The organism is Kurthia sibirica (assembly GCF_003143975.1).
GTDB lineage: Bacteria > Bacillota > Bacilli > Bacillales_A > Planococcaceae > Kurthia > Kurthia sibirica.
Genome location: NZ_QFVR01000010.1, coordinates 70,505 through 95,527, shown reverse-complemented (window position 1 = coordinate 95,527; position 25,023 = coordinate 70,505). Strand labels below are relative to the sequence as shown.

Annotated in this window: 25 protein-coding genes; 15 read left to right on the top strand and 10 right to left on the bottom strand. The window is 37.3% G+C overall.

Annotated elements, in window-relative coordinates; all coding sequences use genetic code 11:
• Nucleotides 1-93: 93 nt before the first annotated feature.
• Nucleotides 94-1,083: a metal-dependent hydrolase gene (locus tag DEX24_RS09295; protein WP_109306149.1), complete on the top strand. Its 990-nt coding sequence runs from the start codon at nt 94-96 to the stop codon at nt 1,081-1,083.
• Nucleotides 1,084-1,175: 92 nt separating this feature from the next.
• On the opposite strand, the gene DEX24_RS09290 is transcribed toward DEX24_RS09295, so the two are convergent.
• From DEX24_RS09290 to recX, 3 genes are read right to left on the bottom strand one after another with little or no spacing between them, the layout of a single operon-like run.
• On the bottom strand, nt 1,176-1,433 hold the full coding sequence (locus tag DEX24_RS09290) for a YfhJ family protein (RefSeq protein WP_109306148.1): 258 nt from the start codon (nt 1,431-1,433) through the stop codon (nt 1,176-1,178).
• A complete protein-coding gene (locus tag DEX24_RS09285; protein ID WP_170112903.1) occupies nt 1,434-1,760 on the bottom strand; it encodes a YfhH family protein in 327 nt (108 codons plus the stop codon). It lies immediately after the preceding gene.
• Nucleotides 1,760-2,563, bottom strand: a complete 804-nt coding sequence (gene recX, locus DEX24_RS09280; protein ID WP_109306147.1) for a recombination regulator RecX — start codon at nt 2,561-2,563, stop codon at nt 1,760-1,762. The genes DEX24_RS09285 and recX overlap by 1 nt, the downstream gene beginning before the upstream one ends.
• A 113-nt stretch (nt 2,564-2,676) precedes the next feature.
• Between recX and DEX24_RS09275 the strand changes: the two genes are divergently transcribed.
• The 4 genes from DEX24_RS09275 to DEX24_RS09260 all read left to right on the top strand — a co-directional run bounded on the left by DEX24_RS09275 (nt 2,677) and on the right by DEX24_RS09260 (nt 7,461).
• A complete protein-coding gene (locus DEX24_RS09275; RefSeq protein WP_109306146.1) occupies nt 2,677-3,573 on the top strand; it encodes a TIGR01777 family oxidoreductase in 897 nt (298 codons plus the stop codon).
• Nucleotides 3,574-3,638: 65 nt separating this feature from the next.
• Nucleotides 3,639-5,000, top strand: coding sequence for a 23S rRNA (uracil(1939)-C(5))-methyltransferase RlmD (rlmD, locus tag DEX24_RS09270; RefSeq protein WP_109306165.1), 1,362 nt, complete (start codon nt 3,639-3,641; stop codon nt 4,998-5,000).
• 218 nt (nt 5,001-5,218) lie between these two features.
• Nucleotides 5,219-6,964 carry a methyl-accepting chemotaxis protein gene (locus DEX24_RS09265; RefSeq protein WP_170112902.1) on the top strand — a complete coding sequence of 582 codons (1,746 nt, stop codon included), beginning with the start codon at nt 5,219-5,221 and terminating at the stop codon, nt 6,962-6,964.
• A gap of 56 nt (nt 6,965-7,020) precedes the next feature.
• Nucleotides 7,021-7,461, top strand: a complete 441-nt coding sequence (locus DEX24_RS09260) for a GNAT family N-acetyltransferase (RefSeq protein ID WP_170112901.1) — start codon at nt 7,021-7,023, stop codon at nt 7,459-7,461.
• Here the strand turns inward: DEX24_RS09260 and DEX24_RS09255 are convergent.
• A complete protein-coding gene (locus DEX24_RS09255) occupies nt 7,458-8,630 on the bottom strand; it encodes an MFS transporter (RefSeq protein ID WP_109306143.1) in 1,173 nt (390 codons plus the stop codon). The genes DEX24_RS09260 and DEX24_RS09255 overlap by 4 nt on opposite strands.
• 615 nt (nt 8,631-9,245) lie before the next feature.
• Here DEX24_RS09255 and DEX24_RS09250 point away from each other — a divergent pair.
• The 3 genes from DEX24_RS09250 to DEX24_RS09240 all read left to right on the top strand — a co-directional run bounded on the left by DEX24_RS09250 (nt 9,246) and on the right by DEX24_RS09240 (nt 13,293).
• The gene (locus tag DEX24_RS09250) at nt 9,246-9,443 is read left to right on the top strand and encodes an SE1561 family protein (RefSeq protein ID WP_109306164.1); all 198 of its coding nucleotides are present in this window, start codon (nt 9,246-9,248) and stop codon (nt 9,441-9,443) included.
• Between the two features lie 156 nt (nt 9,444-9,599).
• Nucleotides 9,600-11,132, top strand: a complete 1,533-nt coding sequence (locus DEX24_RS09245) for a fumarate hydratase (RefSeq protein ID WP_109306142.1) — start codon at nt 9,600-9,602, stop codon at nt 11,130-11,132.
• A 274-nt stretch (nt 11,133-11,406) separates the two neighbouring features.
• On the top strand, nt 11,407-13,293 hold the full coding sequence (locus tag DEX24_RS09240) for a heavy metal translocating P-type ATPase (RefSeq protein WP_109306163.1): 1,887 nt from the start codon (nt 11,407-11,409) through the stop codon (nt 13,291-13,293).
• Between the two features lie 11 nt (nt 13,294-13,304).
• Here the strand turns inward: DEX24_RS09240 and DEX24_RS09235 are convergent, their stop codons facing one another.
• Together DEX24_RS09235 and DEX24_RS09230 are read right to left on the bottom strand one after the other, a co-directional pair.
• Nucleotides 13,305-14,252 carry a YihY/virulence factor BrkB family protein gene (locus DEX24_RS09235; protein WP_246131474.1) on the bottom strand — a complete coding sequence of 316 codons (948 nt, stop codon included), beginning with the start codon at nt 14,250-14,252 and terminating at the stop codon, nt 13,305-13,307.
• Nucleotides 14,253-14,277: 25 nt separating this feature from the next.
• Nucleotides 14,278-14,643, bottom strand: coding sequence for a YtxH domain-containing protein (locus tag DEX24_RS09230; RefSeq protein WP_109306141.1), 366 nt, complete (start codon nt 14,641-14,643; stop codon nt 14,278-14,280).
• A gap of 265 nt (nt 14,644-14,908) precedes the next feature.
• Here DEX24_RS09230 and DEX24_RS09225 point away from each other — a divergent pair, with 265 nt between their 5' ends.
• From DEX24_RS09225 to DEX24_RS09215, 3 genes are all read left to right on the top strand, one after another.
• Nucleotides 14,909-16,276, top strand: a complete 1,368-nt coding sequence (locus tag DEX24_RS09225) for an alanine/glycine:cation symporter family protein (protein WP_170112900.1) — start codon at nt 14,909-14,911, stop codon at nt 16,274-16,276.
• A 214-nt stretch (nt 16,277-16,490) separates the two neighbouring features.
• A complete protein-coding gene (locus DEX24_RS09220; protein WP_109306140.1) occupies nt 16,491-17,864 on the top strand; it encodes an alanine/glycine:cation symporter family protein in 1,374 nt (457 codons plus the stop codon).
• Between the two features lie 69 nt (nt 17,865-17,933).
• Nucleotides 17,934-18,155 carry a DUF1128 domain-containing protein gene (locus DEX24_RS09215; protein WP_109306139.1) on the top strand — a complete coding sequence of 74 codons (222 nt, stop codon included), beginning with the start codon at nt 17,934-17,936 and terminating at the stop codon, nt 18,153-18,155.
• Nucleotides 18,156-18,218: 63 nt separating this feature from the next.
• On the opposite strand, the gene motB is transcribed toward DEX24_RS09215, so the two are convergent.
• On the bottom strand, nt 18,219-18,986 hold the full coding sequence (gene motB, locus DEX24_RS09210; RefSeq protein WP_109306138.1) for a flagellar motor protein MotB: 768 nt from the start codon (nt 18,984-18,986) through the stop codon (nt 18,219-18,221).
• Complete coding sequence (gene motA / locus DEX24_RS09205; RefSeq protein WP_109306137.1) at nt 18,970-19,773, bottom strand: flagellar motor stator protein MotA; 804 nt, start codon at nt 19,771-19,773, stop codon at nt 18,970-18,972. Before motA ends, motB begins: the two co-directional genes overlap by 17 nt.
• Before the next feature lie 210 nt (nt 19,774-19,983).
• Between motA and DEX24_RS09200 the strand changes: the two genes are divergently transcribed.
• The 4 genes from DEX24_RS09200 to DEX24_RS09190 all read left to right on the top strand — a co-directional run bounded on the left by DEX24_RS09200 (nt 19,984) and on the right by DEX24_RS09190 (nt 23,407).
• Nucleotides 19,984-21,216 carry an aminopeptidase gene (locus tag DEX24_RS09200; protein WP_109306136.1) on the top strand — a complete coding sequence of 411 codons (1,233 nt, stop codon included), beginning with the start codon at nt 19,984-19,986 and terminating at the stop codon, nt 21,214-21,216.
• Between the two features lie 122 nt (nt 21,217-21,338).
• Nucleotides 21,339-21,479, top strand: coding sequence for a hypothetical protein (locus DEX24_RS17185; RefSeq protein WP_170112899.1), 141 nt, complete (start codon nt 21,339-21,341; stop codon nt 21,477-21,479).
• 277 nt (nt 21,480-21,756) lie between these two features.
• The gene (mreB, locus tag DEX24_RS09195; RefSeq protein ID WP_109306135.1) at nt 21,757-22,752 is read left to right on the top strand and encodes a rod shape-determining protein; all 996 of its coding nucleotides are present in this window, start codon (nt 21,757-21,759) and stop codon (nt 22,750-22,752) included.
• A gap of 85 nt (nt 22,753-22,837) precedes the next feature.
• Nucleotides 22,838-23,407 (top strand): beta-class carbonic anhydrase, encoded by a 570-nt coding sequence (locus DEX24_RS09190; RefSeq protein ID WP_109306134.1) that lies wholly within the window; start codon nt 22,838-22,840, stop codon nt 23,405-23,407.
• Between the two features lie 185 nt (nt 23,408-23,592).
• Here the strand turns inward: DEX24_RS09190 and DEX24_RS09185 are convergent, their stop codons facing one another.
• Nucleotides 23,593-24,138, bottom strand: a complete 546-nt coding sequence (locus tag DEX24_RS09185) for a GNAT family N-acetyltransferase (protein ID WP_109306133.1) — start codon at nt 24,136-24,138, stop codon at nt 23,593-23,595.
• 18 nt (nt 24,139-24,156) lie between these two features.
• Nucleotides 24,157-24,930, bottom strand: a complete 774-nt coding sequence (locus DEX24_RS09180; RefSeq protein ID WP_109306132.1) for a polyphosphate kinase 2 family protein — start codon at nt 24,928-24,930, stop codon at nt 24,157-24,159.
• Nucleotides 24,931-25,023: the final 93 nt, after the last annotated feature.

Genomic DNA, 25,023 nt, shown 5'->3' with positions numbered 1-25,023 from the left:
TTTTTTCAGACTTAAAACAAGCTAAAACTGGGTATAGTATTGTATGCTTGCTTTATAGAATATTTGTTTTTTGTCATGTTAGGAGCTGAATTTATGGACACAGGAACACATTTAGTCATGGGAATCGCAATCGGTGGTTTGACTTTAGTCGATCCAGTCGTCGCTAATAGTACAGCAACGACTACTGCAGTTATTGCAGGTGTGATCATCGGCTCACAAGCTCCAGATATCGATACAATTTTAAAACTGCGGAATAATGCAGTTTATATACGTCACCATCGTGGCATTACCCATTCTATTCCCGCAGTCATCTTATGGCCTCTTTTAATTTCACTTGTTTTATTTTTATTAATCCCAAGTGCCAATTTACTGCATTTGTGGCTGTGGACATTTTTTGCTGTTGCATTGCATGTTTTCGTCGATATATTCAATGCCTACGGAACGCAGGCGTTGAGGCCTTTTTCTAAAAAGTGGATTGCATTAGGCATGATCAATACGTTTGATCCTATTATTTTTGGTTTGCATGTGATTGCCATTATGATTTGGGCATTTGGTGCAAATCCAGTCATCACTATGTTTAGTTTATACGCCATACTCACCGTCTACTATATTATTCGCTATGCGTTGCATCATGCTGTGATTCATGCCGTAAAAAATACAATACCAGATGCAGATATTATTTTATTATCGCCAACAAGGTATTTTTTCCAATATAGAATCGCCGCCAACTCGTCCACCCATCATTATGTCGGAAGAGCTTATGGTCGCTCTATCACCTTATTAGATAAATTTCTCATAGAGCCGCTTCCTGATACACCTGAGTTTCATGCAGCAATGCAAACACCTGACTTGCAAAGTTTCATCTCTTTTTCACCCCTTTATCGCTTCGAAATACGCGATATTGAAGACGATTTGAAGGAAATACGATTAATTGATTTACGCTACCGTAGTAATAATCGCTATCCATTTGTAGCTGTGGCTGTTATAGATCCCTCTTTAACAGTTGTACGCTCCTTCACTGGTTGGATTTTTTCTGAAGAGAAGCTACAATCAAAATTAGAAGAAGAAAGTAATAATAGTTAATATAATAAGCGTCCTTGCCTTGTGCATGGGCGTTTTTCATTGGTTATTTTCAATGAAAAAACCCCCGCTTATAAGCTCGGGAGTTCATTATGTTAATCTAGATTCTCTAATAAATGCGCATACTTTGGATTACGTGCCACAAATTCATGCAATGTCGCTCCATAACTTTGAATCCATTGACGAATGAATTTTTCAGTCATTTCTGCGCCCTTATACTTATAGCCTGCTCGAGCATAGGTAGATTCAAAATCTGACCATAGTAACTCAATCCATACTCTCGCTTTTTCATATGAAATTTTATCATTCTGCTCTTGTAATAACGCTGTTAATTGCTCGATTGTCTCTTCCAATTAAAAAGCCTCCTTTACATCGATTAACATAGAGATCGGAATAGCTTCAATCTGAACATTGCCGCCTAGACGATAGCCCCATGCATATACACCTTTTAAATAATCAATTTTAAAGAATACACCGGGATCAGCTTGAATACGATAAATCTCGCCAATTTTAAAGTCCTCAGGTTTTAATAAAAAGGCTGATGCTAATATGGCCTTTCTCTCGTAAACTGCAAATTCATTAATAATACCTAATTGTTCTGCTTTTCTAGCCTTTTCGCGTAATACTGCTATTAATTCACGTAATTCAGTTGGTGTCATGTCGCTATATTTTTTTTCCATTAGTTATGCTCCTTCATGTCTATGAACTGTTCGATTATATCAGATGGAAAGCCCTTTTGGTACAATCCTTGCTTGACGCGCATTTTCAAATCATATCCTTCATACTTCTGGCTGTATTTACGCCAAATTTTTTCTCCCTGCGCTTCGATGAGATTTGCCCAATCCTCTTCATCTCGTATCAATTCAATTTTACCAATGACCTCTTGGATAATCGCAAAACCATAACCTTTTCGCATAAGCATTTCTTGAATTTTCTGCTTTACTTGACTTGGTGTTTTACGTGATTCTGCATCCGCTTTTTTTTGAGCGAGTGCTAGGGCCATCGTCAACTGCTCCTCATCAGAAAACTCATCGAGCATCTGTTGTTGCAATTCCGGAGAGATGCCTTTTTGTTTCAAATCTTGAGCGATTGCACGTGGTCCTTTTTTTGATGTACGTTTCTTCGTATCGGTAAGTGCTTTTGAATAAGTTTCATCATTCAATAAACCGATGCGTTTCAGCTTTTGGATTGCTTCCATAATAACAGCCTCACCTAACTCGTCGGCTAGTAGCTTTTGATGAATCTCATGCTCACTGCGCATTTGATAACTCAAAAAAGATAAGCCTCTATTAAATGCACGCGATACTTCATCTTCAAAAGCAATTTCTCCGACAGCCAGTTCATCCAATACTTTACCTTTCGTTAAACCATGTTGGATCAATATACTTTCGTCGACACTAAAAGCGTATTTTTCATCTAAGAAAATATTATACCGTTCTTCATTTCGTTTCTGACGAGTAATTTTCGTTATTACACGAGTCATGTAATCACCCCTAATCTATTTAGTATACCTCTTTTTGAAAAGTCTTACATCGCTTGTTTTTTAGTTATTTAGGGTAAAATAATAACAAAGAACGAATAAAAGGGGGAAATAAAATGAAAATTGTTATTGCTGGTGGTAGTGGATTTGTCGGGCATGCACTCTCAAGCTATTTATTGCACGCGAATCATGAAGTGATTATATTAACGCGCAAACCGAGTTATACAGACGGTGCTATTAAATATGTTCAATGGCTAAAAGCTGGTAGCGCTCCCGAAAAACAGCTCTCAAATATTGATGCGATCATCAATCTAGCTGGCACCTCTCTAAATGAAGGTCGTTGGACTAAAAATCGCAAAGAAGAAATTTATATTAGTCGGATTGAGGCAACAATGGCCATTAATCGTTTAATTGAAGAATTACCTCAAAAACCAAAAGTATTAGTAAATGCGAGTGCTGTTGGAATTTATCCAACGTCTAAAGCAGCTACCTATAACGAAGCCTCTACTCAACAAGCACATGATTTCCTAGGCAAAACTGTCGCTGATTGGGAAAGTGTCGCTAAAAAATCACAAGCACTTGGCGTGCGTGTCGTACTTTGTCGTTTTGGTGTTATTTTTGGTAAAGGCGGTGGCGCGTTACCTATGATGGTACTACCTTATAAACTACATGTCGGTGGCAATCTTGGGAGTGGATTACAATGGGTATCTTGGGTCCATTTAGACGATGTCGCACGGGCAATCGATTTTATTTTACACGATGAATCAATTTCCGGACCGGTGAATATCACTTCTCCAAACCCTGTACGCATGACACAGATTGGCCAAACAATTTCGACTATTTTACAACGCAAGCATTGGTTTCCAACTCCATCACCCTTGCTAAAGATTGCACTCGGCGAAAAAAGCATGATGATTTTAGAAGGTCAACGCGTAATACCAGTCGTTTTACAAAACAGCGGCTTTGAGTTTTCATATGCAAAAATACAGGATGCCCTTACGAATCTTTTATAATTCCTTTCCTTCATCGTCTTCCTTCGTTATAATGAACAAATGATTAAAAAAAGGACGTGGCAATGATAATGCAACAAACAATTATGGAACTGGGTAAACGTATTCCATTAAATATTAAAAAACTCGGCATTAATGGCGAGGGTATTGGTTACTATAATAAAAACATCGTCTTTGTAAAAGGCGCATTGATTGGGGAAGAAATTTACTGTGAGCTAACAAAAGTTGGCGGTAATTTTTCTGAAGCTAAAATTTTAAAAATTCATAAACGTTCAAAACATCGTGTACAACCACCTTGTCCAGTATATGAAGAATGTGGCGGTTGCCAACTTCAACATATGACTTATGCGAGTCAACTCGTAGCGAAAAAACATGTCATCAATCAAGCATTGAACAAATACGTGGCGAAGCTTGCACCAAAAGTAACTGTTAAAAACACGATTGGTATGCAAGACCCTTGGAAATATCGTAATAAGAGCCAATTCCAAGTTCGTAAACCTGGTAATCAAGTGATGGCTGGTTTATTTGTTGAAAACAGCCAAAAATTATTGGACATCGACAATTGCTTAGTACAGCATCCAATGACAACAATCGTGACAAATGCAGCAAAAAAAATGATTGCTGATTTGGACATCCCGATCTATGATGGACGCTCAAATCAAGGTATTATTCGTACAATTGTCGTGCGTGTTGGTGTCAATACAAATGAAGTCCAATTAGTTATTATTACAAATCAGAAAAACTTCCCGAATAAACGTGTGTTATTTGATCAACTTGCGACAATCGATGAATCAATCGTATCAATTGTTCACAATGTTAACCCAAATGATTCTTCACTAATTTTCGGTGAAAATACGTATGTGATGTCAGGAAAAGAAACAATCCATGAAGAACTTGGTGAGTTTGCATTTGATTTATCTGCCCGTGCATTCTTCCAACTGAATCCAACTCAGACAGTTAATCTTTATGATGAAATCGCAAAAGCAGCCGCATTAACTGGTGAAGAAACAGTCGTTGATGCCTACTGCGGTGTCGGCACAATCGGTATGTGGTTAGCTGAAGATGCTAAGGAAGTTCGTGGTATGGATATCGTAGCTGATAGCATTCAAAATGCAAAAAATCATGGCATTGAACATGCTATTTATGAAACTGGTTCAGCCGAAACATGGCTAGCTCAATGGTCTGAAGAAGGTTTTGTACCCGATGTATTGACTGTAGATCCACCAAGAACAGGTTTAGCGCAAAGTTTAATTGATACAATTTTAACCGTTAAACCAAAACGTTTTGTTTATACTTCTTGTAACCCGTCTACATTAGCAAAAGATTTAGCTCAATTAACAGCAGCTTATACGATTGAATATATCCAACCCATCGATATGTTCCCTCAAACAGCGCATGTTGAAAGTGTTACATTACTCACTTTAAAATAAACTGTATCTAGTAAGAAGTATTTTGTACATCATGTACAAAATACTTCTTTTTATTTTTGTTAATTTTGATTCACCTCAAGATACATACTATTTTGCCTATTACAAGAAACTGGCACCCGCTCCTATAATTATTTTTACTATATTTGGTAAAGTTGTTGATTTATTGTTCATACGACTACATAATGGTAGTATTATCACGTTTTTATAGGAGGTTTTATATGAGTAAATTACTAAGTTCTATCCAATGGAAACTAATGCTTAACTCCCTACTACTACTCCTTGTCCCCTGTTTCATTATTGGACTTGTCAGTTTCTACAGTGCCAAAAACAGTATGAACGAACTAGGTGAAACAATTGTTAAGAACAGTGTGATTTCTACTTTACAGCTAATTGATAGCTATAATGAACAAGTGGAAAATGGTGATATGACGATTGAAGAAGCCAAGGAGCGTGTTCGTAGTGTTACAATTGGGGTAAAAAAAGCAGATGGCCAACGAGCTATCACAAATAAAACAGACTTAGGTGAAAGTGGTTATATTTTTTTCGTTGAAAAAAATGGATTAATGGTCGGTCACCCGAATATAGAAAGCAGCCAGACATGGGATTTACAGGATAGTGATGGTCAATATTTCATAAGAAATGTTATTAAAAAAGCGACTGCTGGTGGTGGCTTTACGCACTATCCATTCCGACTACCTGACGATGTCATGAGTACTGCTGACAAAATTGCTTATTCAAAGGTCGATTCACATTGGGGTTGGGTCATTGCCGCCAGTTCCTATAAAAAAGATTTTAATGCACCAGCCAATAAGTTGCTCATTGTCATTACTATTGCATTAAGTATATCAATCCTAATTGGCTTCTTTATCACAATTGCTCTTGCTCGTAATTTCACATCCCCTATTCAAAAGTTGACCTACAAACTAAATAAAATCGCACAAGGTGATTTAAATGTACAGCTAGAAAAAACAAATCGCCGTGATGAGATTGGGCAACTTAATAATCATTTTAATCATATGATGACCAATTTAAGAACATTAATTTCAGACGTCAATAGCTCAATAAAAGGAATTCGTGGCACAGCGACGAATTTAAGCTCCGTTTCTGAAGAAGCTACTGCTTCAACAATAGAAATTTCACATAGTATGGCAATGCTTGCTGCTGGTTCAAAAAAACAAACTACCGATAGCCATAATAGTAAACTTGCAAGTAATGAATTGACGATGGAAATTCAACAATTACATAGACGAAATGAACATATGCTACAATCATCAAATGAAGTATATATGGCAAATGAACAAGGGCTTCAATCGCTTGAAATCCTTAGAGAAAAATCGATGGAATCAGCCAAACTCGTTGGACATGTTCAAAATGTATTCCATAATCTTTCAAGCAAAATGAAAGATATAGAAAATATTATTACTTCTATAAAAATGATATCCGAGCAAACAAATTTATTAGCTTTAAATGCATCCATTGAAGCGGCTCGAGCTGGTGAACATGGCAAGGGTTTTGCCGTTGTCGCTGAAGAAGTGCGTAAGTTAGCAGAGCAAACTGCAAATTCAACAAAGAGTGTACAAATTACTTTAAGTGGTATCGAAGTCGATACGCAAAAAGCATCCATCGAAATTAATAATACCGCTTCAATTGTTCACCAACAAAATGATGCAGTCATAGCGACTGGTCAATCATTTGATAGTATTCGAAACACTGTAGAATCGATTCGAGAAGCCATAAGCACCGTAAGTTCGAGCGTCAATGACCTCGTGATTCAAAAAGATAAAATTGTGGAGTCGATTGATCATATTGCTTCAGTCAGTACAGAAAACGAACTTGCGACACTTGAAGTATTTGAATCGATTGATGAACAACAAAAAGTTGTCAATATTGTCGCAGAATCATCCATGAGTCTAACAGATGAAATCAATTTATTGAAAACCGCTATCGAAAAATTTAAAGTTTAATGAGTAGGGACCAACAACTACATAGGGTCCCTTCTACTTATGAGGAGGACAACATCATGAATATTCGCCCACTAACAGCAGAGGATTTATCGGCATGCACCGAATTATTTTTGAAAGTTTTTACGCAGCCGCCATGGAATGACCAATGGACATCTACAGAAGCCGCTCGAATTTACCTAGAGGAATATAGCCATAATCCTGTATTTCTTGGTTTTATTTTAGAGGAGAACAATTGTATTGTTGGCGCATCATTTGGTAATACGCGTAGTTTTTACACCGGCGTTGAGTATTGTATTTCTGAATATTTCATTGATGACCGTGTTCAACATAGTGGTTATGGTACTTTTTTTATGCAACAAATTGAAAAAGAACTCATAAAAAAAGATATCCATATAATCGCGCTCCATACTGAACGTGATACACCTGCTGAAAAATTCTATGCCAAACTTGGCTTTACAGCGAGTGATATGAATATCTTTTATTATAAGGTTTTTTAGTTTAGTTGTTGACGTGTATCCTTACCAAAGAAAAATGAAATGAGGAAGACACAGAAAACTAAACCTGCAATTAATAATAGGAAGCTTGCATCAATAAACTGTACAAATGCGCCTCCTAAAAATGGGCCTGATAAGCTGCCTATACTGAAGAAAATACTGCATAGCAAGTTTCCAGTTGGTAGTAATTCTTTTGGTGTTAAATCAGCCATATAAGAAATACCCAGTGAAAATACAGAGCCACAGAACATGCCTGCAATAAGGAAAATAATGAGAACTAGCATCGCATTCGTTTCTAAAAAACTACCGATAAAGAACATAGCACTACCACCACCGAGTGCGACTAACGTTACTCTTCGACGTCCAATTTTGTCGCCAATTGTACCAAGTGGTACTTGCGTAATAATACCTCCGATAGAAAATGCGGCTAATGTAATGGATAGCATCGAAATATCAAAATTATTTCTCATAGCATATACCGGGAAAATTGCATTAAGTGACGATTCTAAAAAGCCATAAACAAGCGGTGGCAAAAATGCGACCCACGCATATTTTAATGTACGACCATAACGCACCCAAGTGTTACCATGTTGATTGATTTGAATGGGCTCCGGTTTATCATTTTTCAAGAAAAAGACGAATGACCATGCAAATAAACAAAGCAAAGACGACACGATAAACGGCAGTGACTCACTAATGTTCAATAAGGGCACCAGAAGCGGTCCTATTGCAAAACCAAGACCAAATGATAGTCCATAAATTGCGACATTTTTTCCTAACCGACCTGGCGGTGCAGAGGATGTAATCCAAGTCTGAGTCGCATAGTGTAAAGCATGATCACCAATACCAATAAATAATCTTAAAATAAACCAAAACATAACACTTTTCCATAGTGGGAAAAAAAAGAGCGACATAAAGACAATAGCTCCACCAAAGACAATGATTGGTTTGTACCCAAATCTACGCATTGGACGTTCTACAAATGGCGCTATTAAAAGCGTACCTAAATAGAGACCTGTAGCGTTTAATCCATTGAGAGAAGTTGATACACCATCACGCTCAAAAATAATCGAGATTAAGGGTAAGAGCATCCCTTGTGAAAAGCCTGATATGGATACGATTAAAACAAGTATCCAAAAACGTTTTTTCTCAGCTGTGAAATTCGCAAACATAATTCTTCCCCCTAACACTTCAAACTGCTCATATCCTACCATAATGTTTTGGAGATACATAGAGTTCTTGTGTTATGCGAAACATTCTGAATAATCCTTTCTTACACGTCATGGACCACTAAAATTTTACACACAAAGAAACTCAGTAGTCGGCATGTCGTCGTCTACTGAGCTCTAACTTTCTATCGTTATCATGTATCTCGTATTCTAAACCACTCTTCGGCAAAAGCATGTGCCGGGAAAGTTTAAAACTCCCTCCTTCATCTATGAAAACTATAGGCGCCTTCTTTTTTGTACAATCTCGCTACTACACATCCATTAAACTATAACTTGCTCGAATGTTTCACTTACGGTAAAACTTAATCTATTTAGATTAAGCACTTTGCTTTTCATGAATAAGTTGATGTGTATCGCAATTTACTGAGGTCTTATCCTACGTGAATGGACAATTTTTTTGCTACTCCTTTCTTATTTGTTAAGCTTATATTAACACGGAAACTTAATAAAGTAAATTTTCAATCTATTCACTTTTACAAAATGATATTTTAGTCCTAAAGTATTGAAATAATATATAAATTCCGTTACTATGAGGAAGAAATGAAACGAGGTGTACTTATGAGCAAATCAATTACGAATAAGGACCAGCAAGTAACTTATTTAAAAGAACGCCTGCATATTTTCATGGAAGTTCTAGACAGTATCGATCCCGAATCGACTGAGCTTGATGATATCGATCGCCTTATTAATATGGTGGATGATATTGAGGATAAGATGGATACATTTAAACACCGTTCGACATCTACAGAAGAATAGCCTCATTCCACAGAAATACAATTATGTGTTTCTGTTTTTTTTTGCTTTTTTTCTTAAAAAATCATGTGATTTCTATGTAAGCCCTTTTTCTACTATGTTTTACACGCTATAATAAAGAATGATTCAACATACTATCCTTTTGAGGGGGAGCTTTTCATGAATTTAGTAAATCTTGAAAAAAGCATTTATGATTTAATTACAGAAACGTCGACGAACTTACCAAAAGATGTCCGTCGCGCGATTAAAAAAGCAAAAGAAGCAGAAAATGCTGGCACACGTGCTGCGATGAGCTTAGACACGATTGCCAACAATATTTTTATGGCAGAAGATAATGTATCACCTATCTGCCAAGATACCGGTTTACCAACATTCAAAATTAAAACACCTGTTGGCGTGAACCAAATCGAGATAAAAGACATGATTAAAAAAGCAATTGTAGCAACTACTGGCGATGCTAAACTACGTCCAAATGCTGTAGATTCACTAACAGGTAAAAATAGTGGTGACAACTTGGGTGATGGTCTACCTGTCCTTAAGTTCGAACAGTGGGATAAAGATTATATCGAAATGAAGTTAATTCTTAAAGGTGGCGGCTGTGAAAACAAAAATATCCAATATAGCCTTCCTACTGAACTTGAAGGTTTAGGGCGTGCTGGTCGCGACTTAGATGGTATTCGTAAATGTATTTTACATTCGGTCTATCAAGCACAAGGGCAAGGCTGTTCTGCTGGCTTTATCGGTGTTGGTATCGGTGGCGACCGCTCTGCTGGCTACGATCTTGCAAAAGAACAATTATTCCGTCATGTAGATGATCGCAATCCAAATGAAGATTTAGCTAAATTAGAAGACTATATCGTTGAAAAAGCGAATACTTTTGGTATCGGTACGATGGGCTTCGGCGGTGAGGCAACTTTACTCGGTTGTAAAATCGGTGTTATGCACCGCATTCCAGCTTCGTTCTTCGTTTCAGTAGCCTACAACTGTTGGGCTTATCGTCGTATGGCAATTAATATTAATGCTGAAACAGGCGAAATTATGGATTGGCACTACCAAGAAGGCGAAAAAATCGGCTTTGAAGAAGAAGCGAAAGCAGAGAAAAAACAAGATGCTGATGTTATTGAATTAACAGCACCTATTTCTGAAGAAAAAATCCGTTCGCTTAAAGTGGGCGATGTTGTCAAAATTACTGGTCGTATGTTCACTGGCCGTGATGCAATTCATCACCATTTAATGAGCCATGATGCTCCCGTTGATTTAAATGGGCAAATTATCTACCACTGTGGTCCAGTAATGGCAAAAGATGCACATGATAACTGGACAGTTAAAGCAGCTGGTCCAACGACATCTATCCGTGAAGAACCATATCAAGGCGATATTATGAAAAAATTTGGTATTCGAGCAGTTATGGGTAAAGGCGGCATGGGTCCAAAAACACTTGCAGCACTAAATGAACATGGTGGCGTTTACTTAAATGCAATTGGTGGCGCTGCACAATACTATGCGGACTGTATTAAGTCTGTAGATGGCGTTGATCTTCTTGACTTCGGTATTCCTGAAGCAATGTGGCATTTAGCCGTTGAAGACTTCACAGCTGTTGTTACTATGGATTCACACGGCAATTCATTGCATGCTGATGTACAAAAATCATCATTAGAAAAACTAGCACTACATGCTGAGCGTGTATTCTAAATTTCTACTCAAACACGAGTACCTCTCATGGTACTCGTGTTTTTTTATATCATTGCAAATGATAATCATTCCAAACTAACCATGTAACCAACTGATAATCACTCTCATTTTCTCATTTAGTTGACATCGTACTCTTTCTTAATTATAATGATTATAAAGTAAATATATACAATGAATACGAATAAAACACCTTTTAAAACAAGGTTAAATGATTCTAAAAAATCTATACACATTGAAAATCATTATCATTTAGGAGGGGTGACCCATGACTACTATGTCAACTTTAATTGAGAAAATAAAACCACATGCTGAAATGATTGCCGCTCTCTTTGCCGGCGTTCTTATAGCAACTGCTTGGATTTTAAGTAAAAACATCGGTGATACAACTGTCGTAGTTGGCATGTATTTAGCTGCTTTCATTATTGGGGGTGCAGCAAAGGCTAAAGAAGGAATTGAAGCTACTTTAGAAAGTAAGAAATTAAATGTTGAGTTGCTGATGATCTTAGCAGCAATAGGCTCCGCAATTATTGGTTATTGGACAGAAGGCGCTGTATTAATATTCATCTTTGCTATGAGTGGTGCATTAGAAACATATGCCATGAATAAAAGTCACAAAGAAATTTCAGCGCTAATGAACTTACAACCTGAAGAAGCAAATTTACTGTTAGCGGACGGTACAGTAAAAAAAGTCCATGTCAATGAATTACAAGTTGGTGACAAGCTACTCATCAAACCAGGCGAACGTGTTCCTACAGATGGTCGTATTATAGAAGGCACTACCTCCATTGATGAAGCAGCGATTACGGGCGAATCAATTCCCGTAACGAAAACAATGGCAGCTGAGGTCTTTGCAGGTACCGTCAATTTATCGGGGGCTGTTACGATTGAGATGACTAAACCTAATTCTGAATCATTATTTGCCAAAATTATTGAGCTTGTTCAATCCGCTCAAAGTGAAAAATCACCATCACAACAATTTATCGAAAGATTTGAAGGGCGCTATGTCAATACTGTATTGATCGTAGTAGCGATTATGCTCTTTTTACCACATTTCATCTTTGGATGGGATTGGAATACGACATTTTATCGTGCGATGGTGTTATTAGTAGTTGCTTCACCATGTGCGCTCGTAGCATCTATTATGCCTGCTACTTTATCAGCAATCTCTAATGGGGCAAGACAAGGTGTGTTATTTAAAGGTGGTATTCACATCGAAAATCTAAGTTCACTAAAAGCAATCGCCTTCGATAAAACAGGGACATTAACGCAAGGTAAACCAATCGTTACTGATTTTATTGTTGCTGATGGCTACGATGCTCAAGATTTACTGGCAACAATTGCTGGGATTGAATCACAATCAAATCATCCACTTGCAGTGGCTATTACGCAGTATGCTACTGCTCAAAATATAAAAAAATTTCATAAAGCACAAATTGAAGATATTCCAGGTTGGGGTCTAAAAGGTGTCGTTAACGGTGTAGAATATAAGGTGGGTAAACCAGATTTTATTGGTAAAGAACGCGTTGCAGCCTTTCAAAATGGGCGCGCAAACCTCTTAACTGCTGAAGGTAAAACCGTTATTTTCATGGCCAATAATGAGGGTATTGTGGCATTAGCTGCCATGAAGGATACTGTACGCGAGCAATCAAAACAAGCGATTAAACAATTAAATGAGATGGGTATCCACACAATTATGTTAACAGGCGACAATGAAAAAACAGCAAAAGTAATCGCGGCTGAAGCTGGTGTTGAACAATATGTCGCTGAATGTTTACCGGAAACAAAAGTAGAACATATGAAGGACCTTATGAAAAAATATGGTTTCGTCGCGATGGTTGGCGATGGTATTAATGACGCCCCTGCACTTGCAACCGCTACAACAGGTATTGCTATGGGTGAAGGAACAGATGTCGCTTTAGAAACGGCTGATATCGTTCTCATGAAGAATGATTTGACTAAAATCGCTTATGCTGTGAAGCTATCGAAAAAAATGCAAAAGATTGTCAAACAAAATATTTTATTCTCCATTTCAGTAATCGCGTTATTGATCATTTCAAACTTCCTACAAATCGTCAATCTACCATTGGGTGTGATTGGACATGAAGGTAGTACAATTCTTGTCATCTTAAATGGTTTACGTATGTTAAACAGCCGCCCATAAAAAAATCCACCTCACGGGTGGATTTTTTTTTCGCGAAGAATTTGTTCTTTTCTACGTTGTATCGTAACATTTAGCTGCCCCCCAATGACGAGAACAATTCCTGTTATGTAAAGCCATAACATGAGGATAATAATCCCCCCGATACTGCCGTATGTTCTTGAGTAATTCGAGAAATTATTTACATAGTATGAAAAAGCAAAAGATATTAATACCCATGCTACTGTTGAAAATATGGCGCCTGGGATGGCAGACTTAAAGTACAGTGTAATATTAGGTGCAATCCAGTAAAGCATGACCAGTACTGTAAATATAAGAATCGGCGGCATAATCAGTCGCACATAATTCCATAACGTTAAAAAGCTGTCTTCTATACCAATTGTAGAGAATAAAAACACACCGATTGCACGACCGAAAACAGGTAATACTAAAGCGACAATGACCAACCCAATCAGTAGCACCGTGAATACAAGGGACATCCCTCTGGCAACTAAAAATGGCCGTGTTTCCTTCATACCATAAGATCGATTGAGGTTTTTAACGAGGGAATTGACACCGTTTGATGCTGACCATAAAGTGGCGATAATACCGATAGACAATAGCCCCCCACTCCGACTTTTCATAATATCAGAAATAGTCGATTCAATAAGTGAATGGACCTGTTCTGGTAAAATATTTTCAAGCATTGAAAATACTTGCTCTTGAGGCAAATTCAAAAAAGGGAGCAATGTCAATACGAATAATAGTAGCGGGAACATAGATAGTAAAAAGAAATACGCTAATTGGGCTCCAGCACTTGAAACATCTGCTTCTTTCACACCTTGAATGAACGCCTTTAAAAATCCTTTTTTAGATGTATAATCTACACTATTTAAATCTATATTCGACGGTTTTTTTTCTACTTGCATAAACTTAACTTTTTTGAACATATCCGAAGAATGCGGATTTTTTTTACCGCTCATCAAATCGCCCCTCCTTCGTTACAATTTATAAATGAATAACGGAATCAGTTTTTAGTTTTTCTTCTGCTTCAAGCTGTTCTTCATTTGCAAATGATTGCTTCGTATCTGCTAGCATTGCCGTTACTGCTGGTGTCAAACTCTTTAATTCACTAATTTTTTCTAAATAATACTCTTTATTTTCCATAATATTAGCTACTAACCCTTTTACTGTACTCAATTTACCCCCAACATTTTCTTTTACTTCACCTTTTGTATTCATATAATATTGAATATCCGTCTTCACATTTGTTACTTGACGTGCAGTTTTTTCACGCGTTTCTTTATTCAACAGACTAATTCCCGCTCCTACTGCTGCGCCTACTACCATTCCAAGTACTAATTTATTTGCCATCTTTATTCCCTCCATTTTTTACATGCTTTATGTAACTTCATTACCCTTCTACTTTACCATTGAACCATAGTTGACTAAAGTGACGACCATGAATTTCAATAAAATTCATCCTTTTATAATGTTTAAGCCCGTAATAAAACAATTTAATTGTTAATAATTGGTTTTTTTGTCATTAAACCCTTGACTTTTATGACTTAATTTATGAAAATACTCAGTAAGTAACGCTATCCTACTAGCAAGATCAATTTAATAAGGGGGCTATGCAATGACAAGCTTTTTACATTCACTTGAATCTATGTTAGCTAACTTTTCTAATTTTCTTTGGGGGATTCCACTGATTGTTTTGATTATTGGTACTGGTCTGTACTTAACGATTCGCGTAGGTTTTTTACAAATACGTTTACTGCCAGTTGCATTACGTTTAGTTTTTTCAAAAAATCACTCTAAAGATGCTGAAGGCGATATTTCTCAATTTCAAGCCTTGACGACTGCATTAGCGGCTACAGTAGGAACTGGGAATATTGTCGGTGTGGCAACCGCCGTTATTCTCGGTGGTCCTGGTGCAATATTATGGATGTGGTTCGCAGCAGTCCTTGGTATGGCAACTAAATATGCCGAAGCTATTTTAGCCGTTAAATATCGTGTAAAAGATTCTAACGGTCAAATGGCTGGTGGTCCAATGTACTACTTAGAGCGTGGTTTAAAGCAAAAATGGCTCGCTGTACTCTTTGCCATATTTGGTGTTATTGCATCATTTGGTATTGGCAATGGCACACAAGCCAATTCCGTTGCTGGCGTTATTAAAAATACATTTAATATTGAACCATGGATTACAGGAATCGTCTTAACCATTGCAGTTGGGCTTGTAATTGTTGGAGGAATCAAATCTATTGGTACAGTCACATCATTTTTTGTCCCTATTATGGCCGTATTTTATATGGCGGCGGGACTCATTGTCATCCTAATGAATTTGTCAGATGTTCCTGCTGCTTTTGGTATTATTTTTAAAGAGGCCTTTACCGGCACTGCTATCGGTGGTGGTGCGATTGGGGCTGCGATTCGCTATGGCGTAGCCCGTGGTATCTTCTCCAATGAAGCGGGTCTTGGTTCGGCTCCTATTGCTGCCGCAGCGGCTAGAACAGATTATCCTGGTCGCCAAGCACTTATTTCTATGACACAGGTATTTCTAGATACTATTTTAATCTGTTCTGTTACAGGTTTAACAATTGTCATGTCCGGTGTTTATACCGATACATCTCTCGTAGCCAATCAGCTGACCGTTGCCGCTTTTGATTTCTACCTTGGATCATGGGGTCCTTACGTCGTCGCAATTGGGTTAATTTTCTTTGCTTCTTCTACCATTATGGGATGGGCTTACTATGGAGAAAAATGTTTACAATATTTATTCAAATCATCTACTGCCATTATCATTTACCGCGTAGTTTTCTCCATGTTTGTCTTTGTAGGTGCCACAATCTCTCTTGACCTTATTTGGACGTTCTCCGATGTAGCAAATGGGTTAATGGCTATTCCAAACCTCATTGGATTAATTGGTCTATCTGGTGTCATCGTCGCAGAAACAAAAATTATCAGAGATGTATTAAAAGAAGAGAAGCTCTCTTTACGTACATAGTCATACTTCGTACAACCAGTATTGCGTTAGAGCGTGATACTGGTTTTTTTATGTCTTTTATACTGGTATAGCCAATAAAATAGTTCATTTATTCTAAATTCTTATACAATTATTTACAAAATTCTATTGACTTATAGTCAGAATTTTACGAAAATATTAAATAGTACAACTTTTTAAAGAAAATTTGTATCGATTAACACAACGGAGGGATTACATGACAGCATTTGGTGATTGGCTCAATGGTTTTTTAGGTGATATTTCTACATTTTTATGGGGTGTCCCGCTTATCGTCCTTATTATTGGTACAGGTATCTTTTTAACAATTCGAATTGGTTTTTTACAAATTCGCTTATTGCCAACTGCTCTAAGACTTGTTTTTTCTAAACAACACTCAAAAGATGCAGAAGGCGATATTTCACAGTTCCAAGCGCTAACAACCGCTCTTGCTGCTACGGTTGGAACCGGGAATATTGTTGGTGTTGCAACCGCTGTTATTCTTGGTGGTCCAGGTGCAATTTTCTGGATGTGGGTCGCAGCCATACTCGGCATGGCTACTAAATACAGTGAAGCAATTTTAGCTGTAAAGTATCGTGTAAAAGATGCCAACGGTCAAATGGCTGGTGGCCCGATGTACTACTTAGAACGCGGTCTAAAACAAAAATGGCTAGCAGTTCTCTTTGCTATATTTGGTGTATTAGCTTCTTTTGGTATCGGGAATGGTACACAATCCAATTCCGTTGCTGGTGTCGTTCAGAATACCTTTAAAGTAGAACCATGGATTACAGGTATTATTTTAACAGTAGTTGTTGGACTTGTTATTTTAGGTGGGATTAAATCCATCGGAAATGTCACAGCTATATTTGTTCCAATAATGGCTGTATTTTATTTAATCGCTGGTTTAATCGTCATCGTGATGAATTTCTCAGAAGTACCTGCTGCTTTCGGCGTTATTTTTGATTCAGCCTTTACTGGCGCAGCTGCTGGTGGTGGTGCCGTTGGTGCTGCTATTCGTTACGGTGTTGCACGTGGTATCTTCTCCAATGAAGCCGGACTTGGTTCCGCTCCAATTGCTGCTGCCGCTGCCAAAACCGATTTACCTGGGCGACAAGCTCTTATCTCAATGACACAAGTATTTTTGGATACTATTTTAATCTGTTCAATCACTGGTTTAACAATTGTTATGTCAGGTGTCTACGAGGATCAATCAGTGAAAGCAAACGCTTTGACTACATCTGCATTTGAGGTATTCCTTGGTGCTTGGGGCCCTTATATAGTAGCCATTGGTTTAATTTTCTTTGCTTCATCTACAATAATGGGTTGGGCTTATTATGGTGAAAAATGTTTACAGTATTTAATTAAAGATCCTGTAGCAATCATTATTTACCGCATCATCTTCGTATTATTCATCTATGTTGGTGCGACAATTTCACTAGATCTCATCTGGACATTCTCTGATGTCGCAAATGCTTTAATGGCAATACCTAACTTAATCGGCCTAATCGGTCTATCAGGTGTTATTGTTGCTGAAACAAAAATTATTCAAAAAACATTAAAAGAAGAAAAACTTGCTTTACGCGCTTCAAAATAGGGAATTGACAATTGCTCTTAGTAGTGGAATGATAACAAGGTAAACAATTTGAAAGGCAGGGATTATACCTTGGATTTATCAACACCAACACCAGAGAATATTCATTTCATGATTGAAGAAATCAAAGATAAATTGCGTATGGTAAATGCTGATGCAATGCGTTCTGAAACATTTGATACGGAGCAATACGAAGATTTAGTATACTTGTATGAGCTTGTTCATAAACGCAACGCTTTCAGCCCAAGCGAGATGGAAGCAATCGTCGCTGAGCTTGGTTCATTACGTAAATAGTATCGCAAACCATATAAAAGGGACCGCCATGACAATGTCATAGCGATCCCTTTTATTGTATATTTATTTATTTTTTTGCTCGTAAGAAGAACCATCTTTTTTCACTAGTGGTTGTATTAAAACTTCTACTCGTCTATTTTTAGCTTTACCTTCTTCTGTATCATTTGATGCGACAGGATTGTTTTCCCCATAACCTTTTGCACTGAAGTAAGCAGAATCTAATTTTTTATTCGAATCGATTAACAGTGTTAAGAAATTAACTGCACGCATAACGCTGAGTTCCCAGTTCGATTTGAATTCCGCTGATTGTGCGGGAACCGAATCGGTATAACCTGCTACAACGACTGAACGTTTTGGTTCTAAATTTAGTACTTTAGAAAGATCCTTCGCGATGCCACTATAATTCCCTCGAATATCCGCCCTACCTGGCTCGAATAATACACTTGCTTTTATCGTTACAAGCAGCCCGTCTTCAGTCATCTTCGTATTGAATTGATCTTCCAGTTCATTATTCGCAATAAACTCTTCGACATCCGACTCAATCTCTTTTAACGATTCCTGATCTTGTTCATAGGCTGACTGCTCCTGCAAATTACTTTTTGGTGTTTTCACTTCTACCATCGATGGATTTTTCATAATACCAGAACCACCATCAAATACGGTATTAAAAACATTTGATAATTCCGCTAGCTTCTTTGTATCCACTGAGGAAGAGGCAAATAATACGATAAATAACGCTAATAACAACGTTAAAATATCGGCATAAGGAATTAGCCATGACTCAGGAATATGCTCTTCATGCTTTTTATGCTTTTTAGCTCTCTTTGCCAAGGCCGTCCGCCCCGCTTTCATCGATTATTTTAGCACGTTCACTTTTTGGTAAGTATGATGCTAGCTTCTGTTCAATTACGCGAGGAGCCTCCCCTTCTAGTACTGACAGGATGCCTTCAATAATCATCATTTTTTGTTTTACTTCAATTGCTGATTTACGTTTTAATTTATTGGCAAACGGATGCCATAATACATACCCCGTAAAGATACCTAGTAGTGTCGCAACAAAGGCTGCGGAAATCGCATGGCCAAGTGCTTCAACATCATCTAATTGTTTTAAGGCAGCGATCAAACCGATAACGGCTCCTAATACACCAAGAGTTGGTGCGTATGTACCTGCTTGTGTGAAAATTGCGGCACCGCCAGCATGTCGTTCTTCCATAGATTCTACTTCTTCGGTCAAAACATCTCGAATATAGTCGGCATTTTGGCCATCAATTGCAAGTGTTAAACCATTTTTAAGAAATTGATCATCTACCTCATCAACCTTACTTTCAAGTGCTAATAAACCTTCACGACGAGCAAGGTCTGCCCAGCTTGAAAATAGTTTGATAATTTCTAAATCATTTACTAACTTTTTTTCTTTAAATAATATTCCTAATAGTTTTGGCACTCTTTTTAACTCGCTCATCGGGAACGCAATTGTTACTGTTGCAATCGTTCCAAGTATAATGATAAAAAGTGCTGCTGGATTTAGTAAGGCATCTGGTGTGACACCTTTAAAGAACATCCCTACTAGGAGTGCTATGAAACCAAGCACAATACCTACAACTGATGATATATCCATTTTAGAACCTCCAAAGTCGTCATTCTTATTTATATTTCGGTATATTTTTTAAAATCTTAATATACAACTACTACAATCATTGGATATTTCAAGGTTTTTCGTAAAAAAAGCACAACTTATCCATAGTTGAGCAGTAAAACTTGATTCGTGCCACGAAATGTATAGAATAATAGTTGCATGTAAATTATATAGTAAAAGGGATGGGATTGTATGATAAATTTCCAACAAAAGTTAGAAAACTATGCTGAGTTAGCTATCAAAGTAGGTGCTAATTTACAAAAAGGGCAGTATTTATACGTCGATATTACCGTTAAAAATATTGAATTGGCTCAATTAATTACTAAAAAAGCTTATGAAGCAGGTGCGAAAGAAGTCTTCATCAACTATGAAGATGATGTTATTACGCGCCTTCACTATGACCATGCACCACTGGATGCTTTTGAACAATTCCCTGTATGGCAAAGTTTGCAACGTGAATGGTTAGCTGAAGAGGGTTGTGCATTTATTAAAGTCAAATCTTCTAGTCCAGATCTATTAAAAGGTGTGGATCATGCTAAATTAATCGCTGCTCAAAAATCTGCTGGCATTGGTATGGCCATTTATCGTTCATATGCACAAGCCAATAAGATTAGCTGGACAGTCATGGCTGCTCCGTCAAAAGATTGGGCTGCTACGATGTTTAGCCACTTAGCTGAACATGAGCAAGTCCCTGCACTATGGCAGGCTATTTTTGCCGCAACACGTGCAGATGTAGATAATCCGATTGAAGCTTGGCACAAACATGATGCCTTGCTAAGTGCAAAAGTGGCTGAACTCAATGAAAAGAATTTTCATAAACTGCACTATACCGCTCCAGGAACCGACTTAATGATTGAATTACCACAAAATCATATTTGGAGTGGCGGCGGAAGTAAAAATGCTGATGGATTTGACTTCATGGCTAATATTCCAACGGAGGAAGTATTCACAGCACCGTTTAAAGATGGAGTGGATGGGTATGTTAGTAGTACAAAACCACTGAGTTATAGTGGGAATATTATCGATCAGTTTAAAATCACTTTTGAAAAAGGGCGCATTACTGGCGTTGAAGCTTCACAAGGAGAAGAAATTTTGAAAAATCTGATTGCTACAGATGAGGGTTCTCATTATCTTGGAGAAGTTGCCTTAGTGCCACATCATTCTCCTATTTCTGATTCCGGCCTGCTATATTACAATACATTATTTGATGAGAACGCATCCAATCACTTAGCCATTGGTAGCGCCTACGCATTTTGTGTTAAAGATGGGACATCGATGACCGCAGATCAATTAGCTGCTGCTGGCTTGAATCGTAGTTTGACACATGTTGATTTTATGATTGGTTCCGCATATATGAATATTGATGGCATTACACAAGACGGGACTTCAGTAGCTGTTTTCCGCGATGGTAATTGGGCATTTTAATTTTATTATTGCGTATCTTTCAATAATATCCAAATAAATTCTATATTTACACTTAATTTCCTTATTTGTTTCATGTATACTTTAGAATAGGATTTGATTATTGGTAAGGAGGGATTTATACAATGGGCTTATATATCGCAACCGTTTTAGGCTACTCCGCTGGGATACTAGCAGTAGGTGCATTATTTGTACATTATTTACGCGCTGGGCTTGATTCATCTCAAGCAGAGATCGTCGATCCAAAACCAACTACCAAATTTTAATTAAAAGCGACGTACTCTGTCATAGAGGCGTTGCTTTTTTAAATTTCAAAGTAAATATTGTCATCTTTTCGTAATAAAATGGTTTTTTACAATGAAAGAAATGTCTACTATAGTCATTTCTTTCTTTCTTTTCACATAGAGAACGATGTTATATTTGTAACGTGGGAATATTTTACATACCTTTTCGTTATTTATTGCTATATACTAACTAGATGATAACTTTGCTATTAAAATGGCTGAAACTATAGACAAGCTCGAATAAGGGAGGAATTTGAAGATGTTTTCTTCATCATCAATCGGTATCGACTTAGGTACTGCAAACACATTAGTATACACAAAAAATAAAGGTATTATTTTAAATGAACCTTCTATTATCGCAGTAAATACAAAAACAAAAGAAGTATTGGCAATTGGTCATGAAGCGAAGGCAATGCTAGGAAAAACACCTGCCTCTATCACAGTCGTATCTCCACTTAAAGATGGTGTCATCGCTGATTTTGATATGACAACTAAATTACTTAAACATGTTTTAGACAAAGCTTTCAAAGGCGTTGGTGGTTTTAAAAAACCAAATGTCGTTATTTGTACACCATCTGGAGCAACTTCTGTTGAACGTCTTGCTATTCAAGATTCAGTTCGTCAATGTGGTGCACGCGAAGTCTTTTTAATCGAAGAATCAATCGCTGCTGCAATCGGTGCTGAACTACCAGTTAGTGATCCAACTGCAAGTGCTATCGTAGATTTAGGCGGCGGTACTACTGAAGTCGGTATTATTTCTCTTGGCGGTGTTGTTTGTACGAATGCTGTTAAAATTGGTGGCAATCGCATCAATGAAGACATTGTCCATTACTTACGTAAAGAACATAGTATTTTAATTGGTGACCGTACAGCTGAAGAAATTAAAACTTCTATTTTAAATGCGCCAATTGAACATGCTCTTATGGAACTTCAAGTTACTGGTCGTGATATCGTAACAGGCCTTCCACGTGCGATTACCATCGATTCAATGCAATTACAAGATTGCTTATCAGAAACCTTCCAAGCTATTTTAGAAGTTATTCGTCGTACATTAGAAATCTGTCCACCTGAACTTGCCGGTGATATTGTAGAACGCGGTATCGTTTTAACTGGTGGTACTTCACTAATTCACGGTCTTGCTGAATGGTTATCAAATGAGTTACTAATTCCTGTTCACTTAGCGCCATCTCCACTTGAATCAGTTGTAATTGGTACAGGAGTTTCTCTTGATACACTTCATTTGCTAAGAAAATAGGCTAATTCTCGCATTTTTACAATTTCCATTTTCTTTTTGTACAACTTTCGTTAAAATAAAATTGTTACAGGAGGGGAAATTAAATATGAAATTAGATGAAATTTTAGCTTTTAATGAAAAATTTGTTGAGAATAAGGATTATATTCCTTATGTATCGGATGGGGTACCGAGCAAGAAGTTAGCCATTATTACATGCATGGATGCTCGCCTAATTGAACTGTTACAAAAAGCCATCAATATTAAAAATGGTGATGCGAAAATGATTAAAACTGCTGGTGCACAAATCAATAATCCATACGGTAGTATTATGAGAAGTATTTTAGTGGCTGTTTACGCATTAAAAGCTGAAGAAGTACTTGTTATTGGCCATTTGAACTGTGGTATGAACTCTATGGATCCAAACAAAGTAATCGACTCGATGAAAGACCATGGTATTTCACAAGAAACGATCAATACTTTAGAGCATACTGGCATTGATTTAAAAGATTGGCTAAAAGGATTTAACAATCTTGAAGATGAAGTTCTTCGCTCCGTTAATGTTGTCCGTGATCATCCATTGATTGCTAAGACGATTCCTGTACACGGATTAACGATTGATCCAACTACTGGTAAACTAACAGTGGTTACGAACGGTTATTCAATCGCATCACACTAATATATAAAACTGCGAGCTTACTCGCAGTTTTTTTTATAAATTAAAATACCTCCGTTGATGCGTATGCGCCAACAGAGGTATTTTAATTGCTGTATTGTCTATTCACTCCGTCATCTAGTCTGTTAGTCATCCAAGATGAATCTTAGTAATTTCACTCTCCATTTTCTCCATGGAGCCTTGCCCTTTCAATACTTTGGATCAATTAAAGCATATAAATAATGATCCACCCAATCGCCATTTATGTATAGCAATTGCTTGAGCAGACCTTCTCGATCATAGCCTGCTTTTTCTAGCACCTTAACGGAACCCTCATTTGCTGGTGATACATAGGCTTCTATACGATGTATCGCCAATTCTTCGAAACCAAATTGTGTCACTCGCTTCACAACCTCTGTTGCAAAGCCTTGACCCGTATACTTTTCATCCATTGAGTAACCAATAAAAGCGCTTGAAAATGGTAAGCGCTTAATGGAGTACAATGAAATATGACCAATTAACTCACCGGTATCTTTCAAAAAAATACCAAAACTATATTCTCTGCTCATGCCCAGCTGTCTACTAGCATCAATAATTCTTTTCAGCTGGGTTTTATTCGTATAATACTCATTAGCATGCAATGGTTCATGAATGGACCAATACTTTTTATTGCGCGCAACTAAACTAGTCAAGCTTTCAACATCTGATTCGACCAATGTTCGCAGTTTGCATCTGTCACTTTCAACGTAAACCATCCGCGCTCCTCCACCCTATTACGATTGTACTTTTATCAGCAACTCTGCTGGATCTGTAATTTTTAAACCTTTTTTCGCCACTTCCTGCTCACAATGTTTAATAATCTCTTTTAAAACTTGTAGACGAGCGTATTTTTTATCATTACCTTCTATTAGGATCCATGGGGCATTTTTCATATCGGTTTTAGCGAACATATCATTTGCAGCTTGTACATATGCTGGCCATTTTTCACGATTACGCCAATCTTCATCCGTTAATTTCCAATGTTTATACGGATCCTGTTGACGTAATTTAAAGCGTTCTAATTGCTCATCTGCAGAAATATGAATCCAAAATTTCAACATGATAAAATTATCATCTGTTAAAACCTTTTCAAATTCATTGATTTCTTTATACGCTCTTTGCCACTCCGCTTCTGTTGCAAATTCTTCGATACGCTCTACGAGTACACGTCCATACCATGTGCGATCAAAAATACCGATGCTCCCCTTTGCTGGTAATTTACGCCAAAAGCGTTGAAGATGATTATGGCGTAATTCATGGGGCCTTGGCGCGGCAATCGGATGTACGACTAGTCCACGGGGATCGACTCTTTGCGTCAAACGTTTAATCGCTCCTCCCTTACCTGCTGCATCCATACCTTCAAAACCAATAATGAGTCCAATATTGTGATGAAATAAAAATTGTTGGATATTAACCATTTTTAATTGTAATTTTTTTAATTCTTTTTTGTACGAGACTTTTTCATCTAACTTTTTATCCATTTTCAAATTTTCAAGTTTTTTGTTCATTTCACACACTCCTTTTTTATTTTATATACCCTTTTTCTCTAAAATGTTCACTAAATTGCAAATTGTTGTTCTTGCAGATCAAGGGTATAATTA

What these genes read in the sequence shown, in the direction of transcription:
- DEX24_RS09295 (WP_109306149.1), top strand. Translation starts at nt 94, where the DNA reads ATGGACACAGGAACACATTTAGTCATGGGAATCGCAATCGGTGGTTTG.
- DEX24_RS09285 (WP_170112903.1), bottom strand. Translation starts at nt 1,760, where the DNA reads ATGGAAAAAAAATATAGCGACATGACACCAACTGAATTACGTGAATTA.
- recX (WP_109306147.1), bottom strand. Translation starts at nt 2,563, where the DNA reads ATGACTCGTGTAATAACGAAAATTACTCGTCAGAAACGAAATGAAGAA.
- DEX24_RS09275 (WP_109306146.1), top strand. Translation starts at nt 2,677, where the DNA reads ATGAAAATTGTTATTGCTGGTGGTAGTGGATTTGTCGGGCATGCACTC.
- DEX24_RS09265 (WP_170112902.1), top strand. Translation starts at nt 5,219, where the DNA reads ATGAGTAAATTACTAAGTTCTATCCAATGGAAACTAATGCTTAACTCC.
- DEX24_RS09260 (WP_170112901.1), top strand. Translation starts at nt 7,021, where the DNA reads ATGAATATTCGCCCACTAACAGCAGAGGATTTATCGGCATGCACCGAA.
- DEX24_RS09255 (WP_109306143.1), bottom strand. Translation starts at nt 8,630, where the DNA reads ATGTTTGCGAATTTCACAGCTGAGAAAAAACGTTTTTGGATACTTGTT.
- DEX24_RS09250 (WP_109306164.1), top strand. Translation starts at nt 9,246, where the DNA reads ATGAGCAAATCAATTACGAATAAGGACCAGCAAGTAACTTATTTAAAA.
- DEX24_RS09245 (WP_109306142.1), top strand. Translation starts at nt 9,600, where the DNA reads ATGAATTTAGTAAATCTTGAAAAAAGCATTTATGATTTAATTACAGAA.
- DEX24_RS09240 (WP_109306163.1), top strand. Translation starts at nt 11,407, where the DNA reads ATGTCAACTTTAATTGAGAAAATAAAACCACATGCTGAAATGATTGCC.
- DEX24_RS09235 (WP_246131474.1), bottom strand. Translation starts at nt 14,252, where the DNA reads ATGAGCGGTAAAAAAAATCCGCATTCTTCGGATATGTTCAAAAAAGTT.
- DEX24_RS09230 (WP_109306141.1), bottom strand. Translation starts at nt 14,643, where the DNA reads ATGGCAAATAAATTAGTACTTGGAATGGTAGTAGGCGCAGCAGTAGGA.
- DEX24_RS09225 (WP_170112900.1), top strand. Translation starts at nt 14,909, where the DNA reads ATGACAAGCTTTTTACATTCACTTGAATCTATGTTAGCTAACTTTTCT.
- DEX24_RS09220 (WP_109306140.1), top strand. Translation starts at nt 16,491, where the DNA reads ATGACAGCATTTGGTGATTGGCTCAATGGTTTTTTAGGTGATATTTCT.
- motA (WP_109306137.1), bottom strand. Translation starts at nt 19,773, where the DNA reads ATGGATATATCATCAGTTGTAGGTATTGTGCTTGGTTTCATAGCACTC.
- DEX24_RS09200 (WP_109306136.1), top strand. Translation starts at nt 19,984, where the DNA reads ATGATAAATTTCCAACAAAAGTTAGAAAACTATGCTGAGTTAGCTATC.
- DEX24_RS17185 (WP_170112899.1), top strand. Translation starts at nt 21,339, where the DNA reads ATGGGCTTATATATCGCAACCGTTTTAGGCTACTCCGCTGGGATACTA.
- mreB (WP_109306135.1), top strand. Translation starts at nt 21,757, where the DNA reads ATGTTTTCTTCATCATCAATCGGTATCGACTTAGGTACTGCAAACACA.
- DEX24_RS09190 (WP_109306134.1), top strand. Translation starts at nt 22,838, where the DNA reads ATGAAATTAGATGAAATTTTAGCTTTTAATGAAAAATTTGTTGAGAAT.
- DEX24_RS09185 (WP_109306133.1), bottom strand. Translation starts at nt 24,138, where the DNA reads ATGGTTTACGTTGAAAGTGACAGATGCAAACTGCGAACATTGGTCGAA.
- DEX24_RS09180 (WP_109306132.1), bottom strand. Translation starts at nt 24,930, where the DNA reads ATGAACAAAAAACTTGAAAATTTGAAAATGGATAAAAAGTTAGATGAA.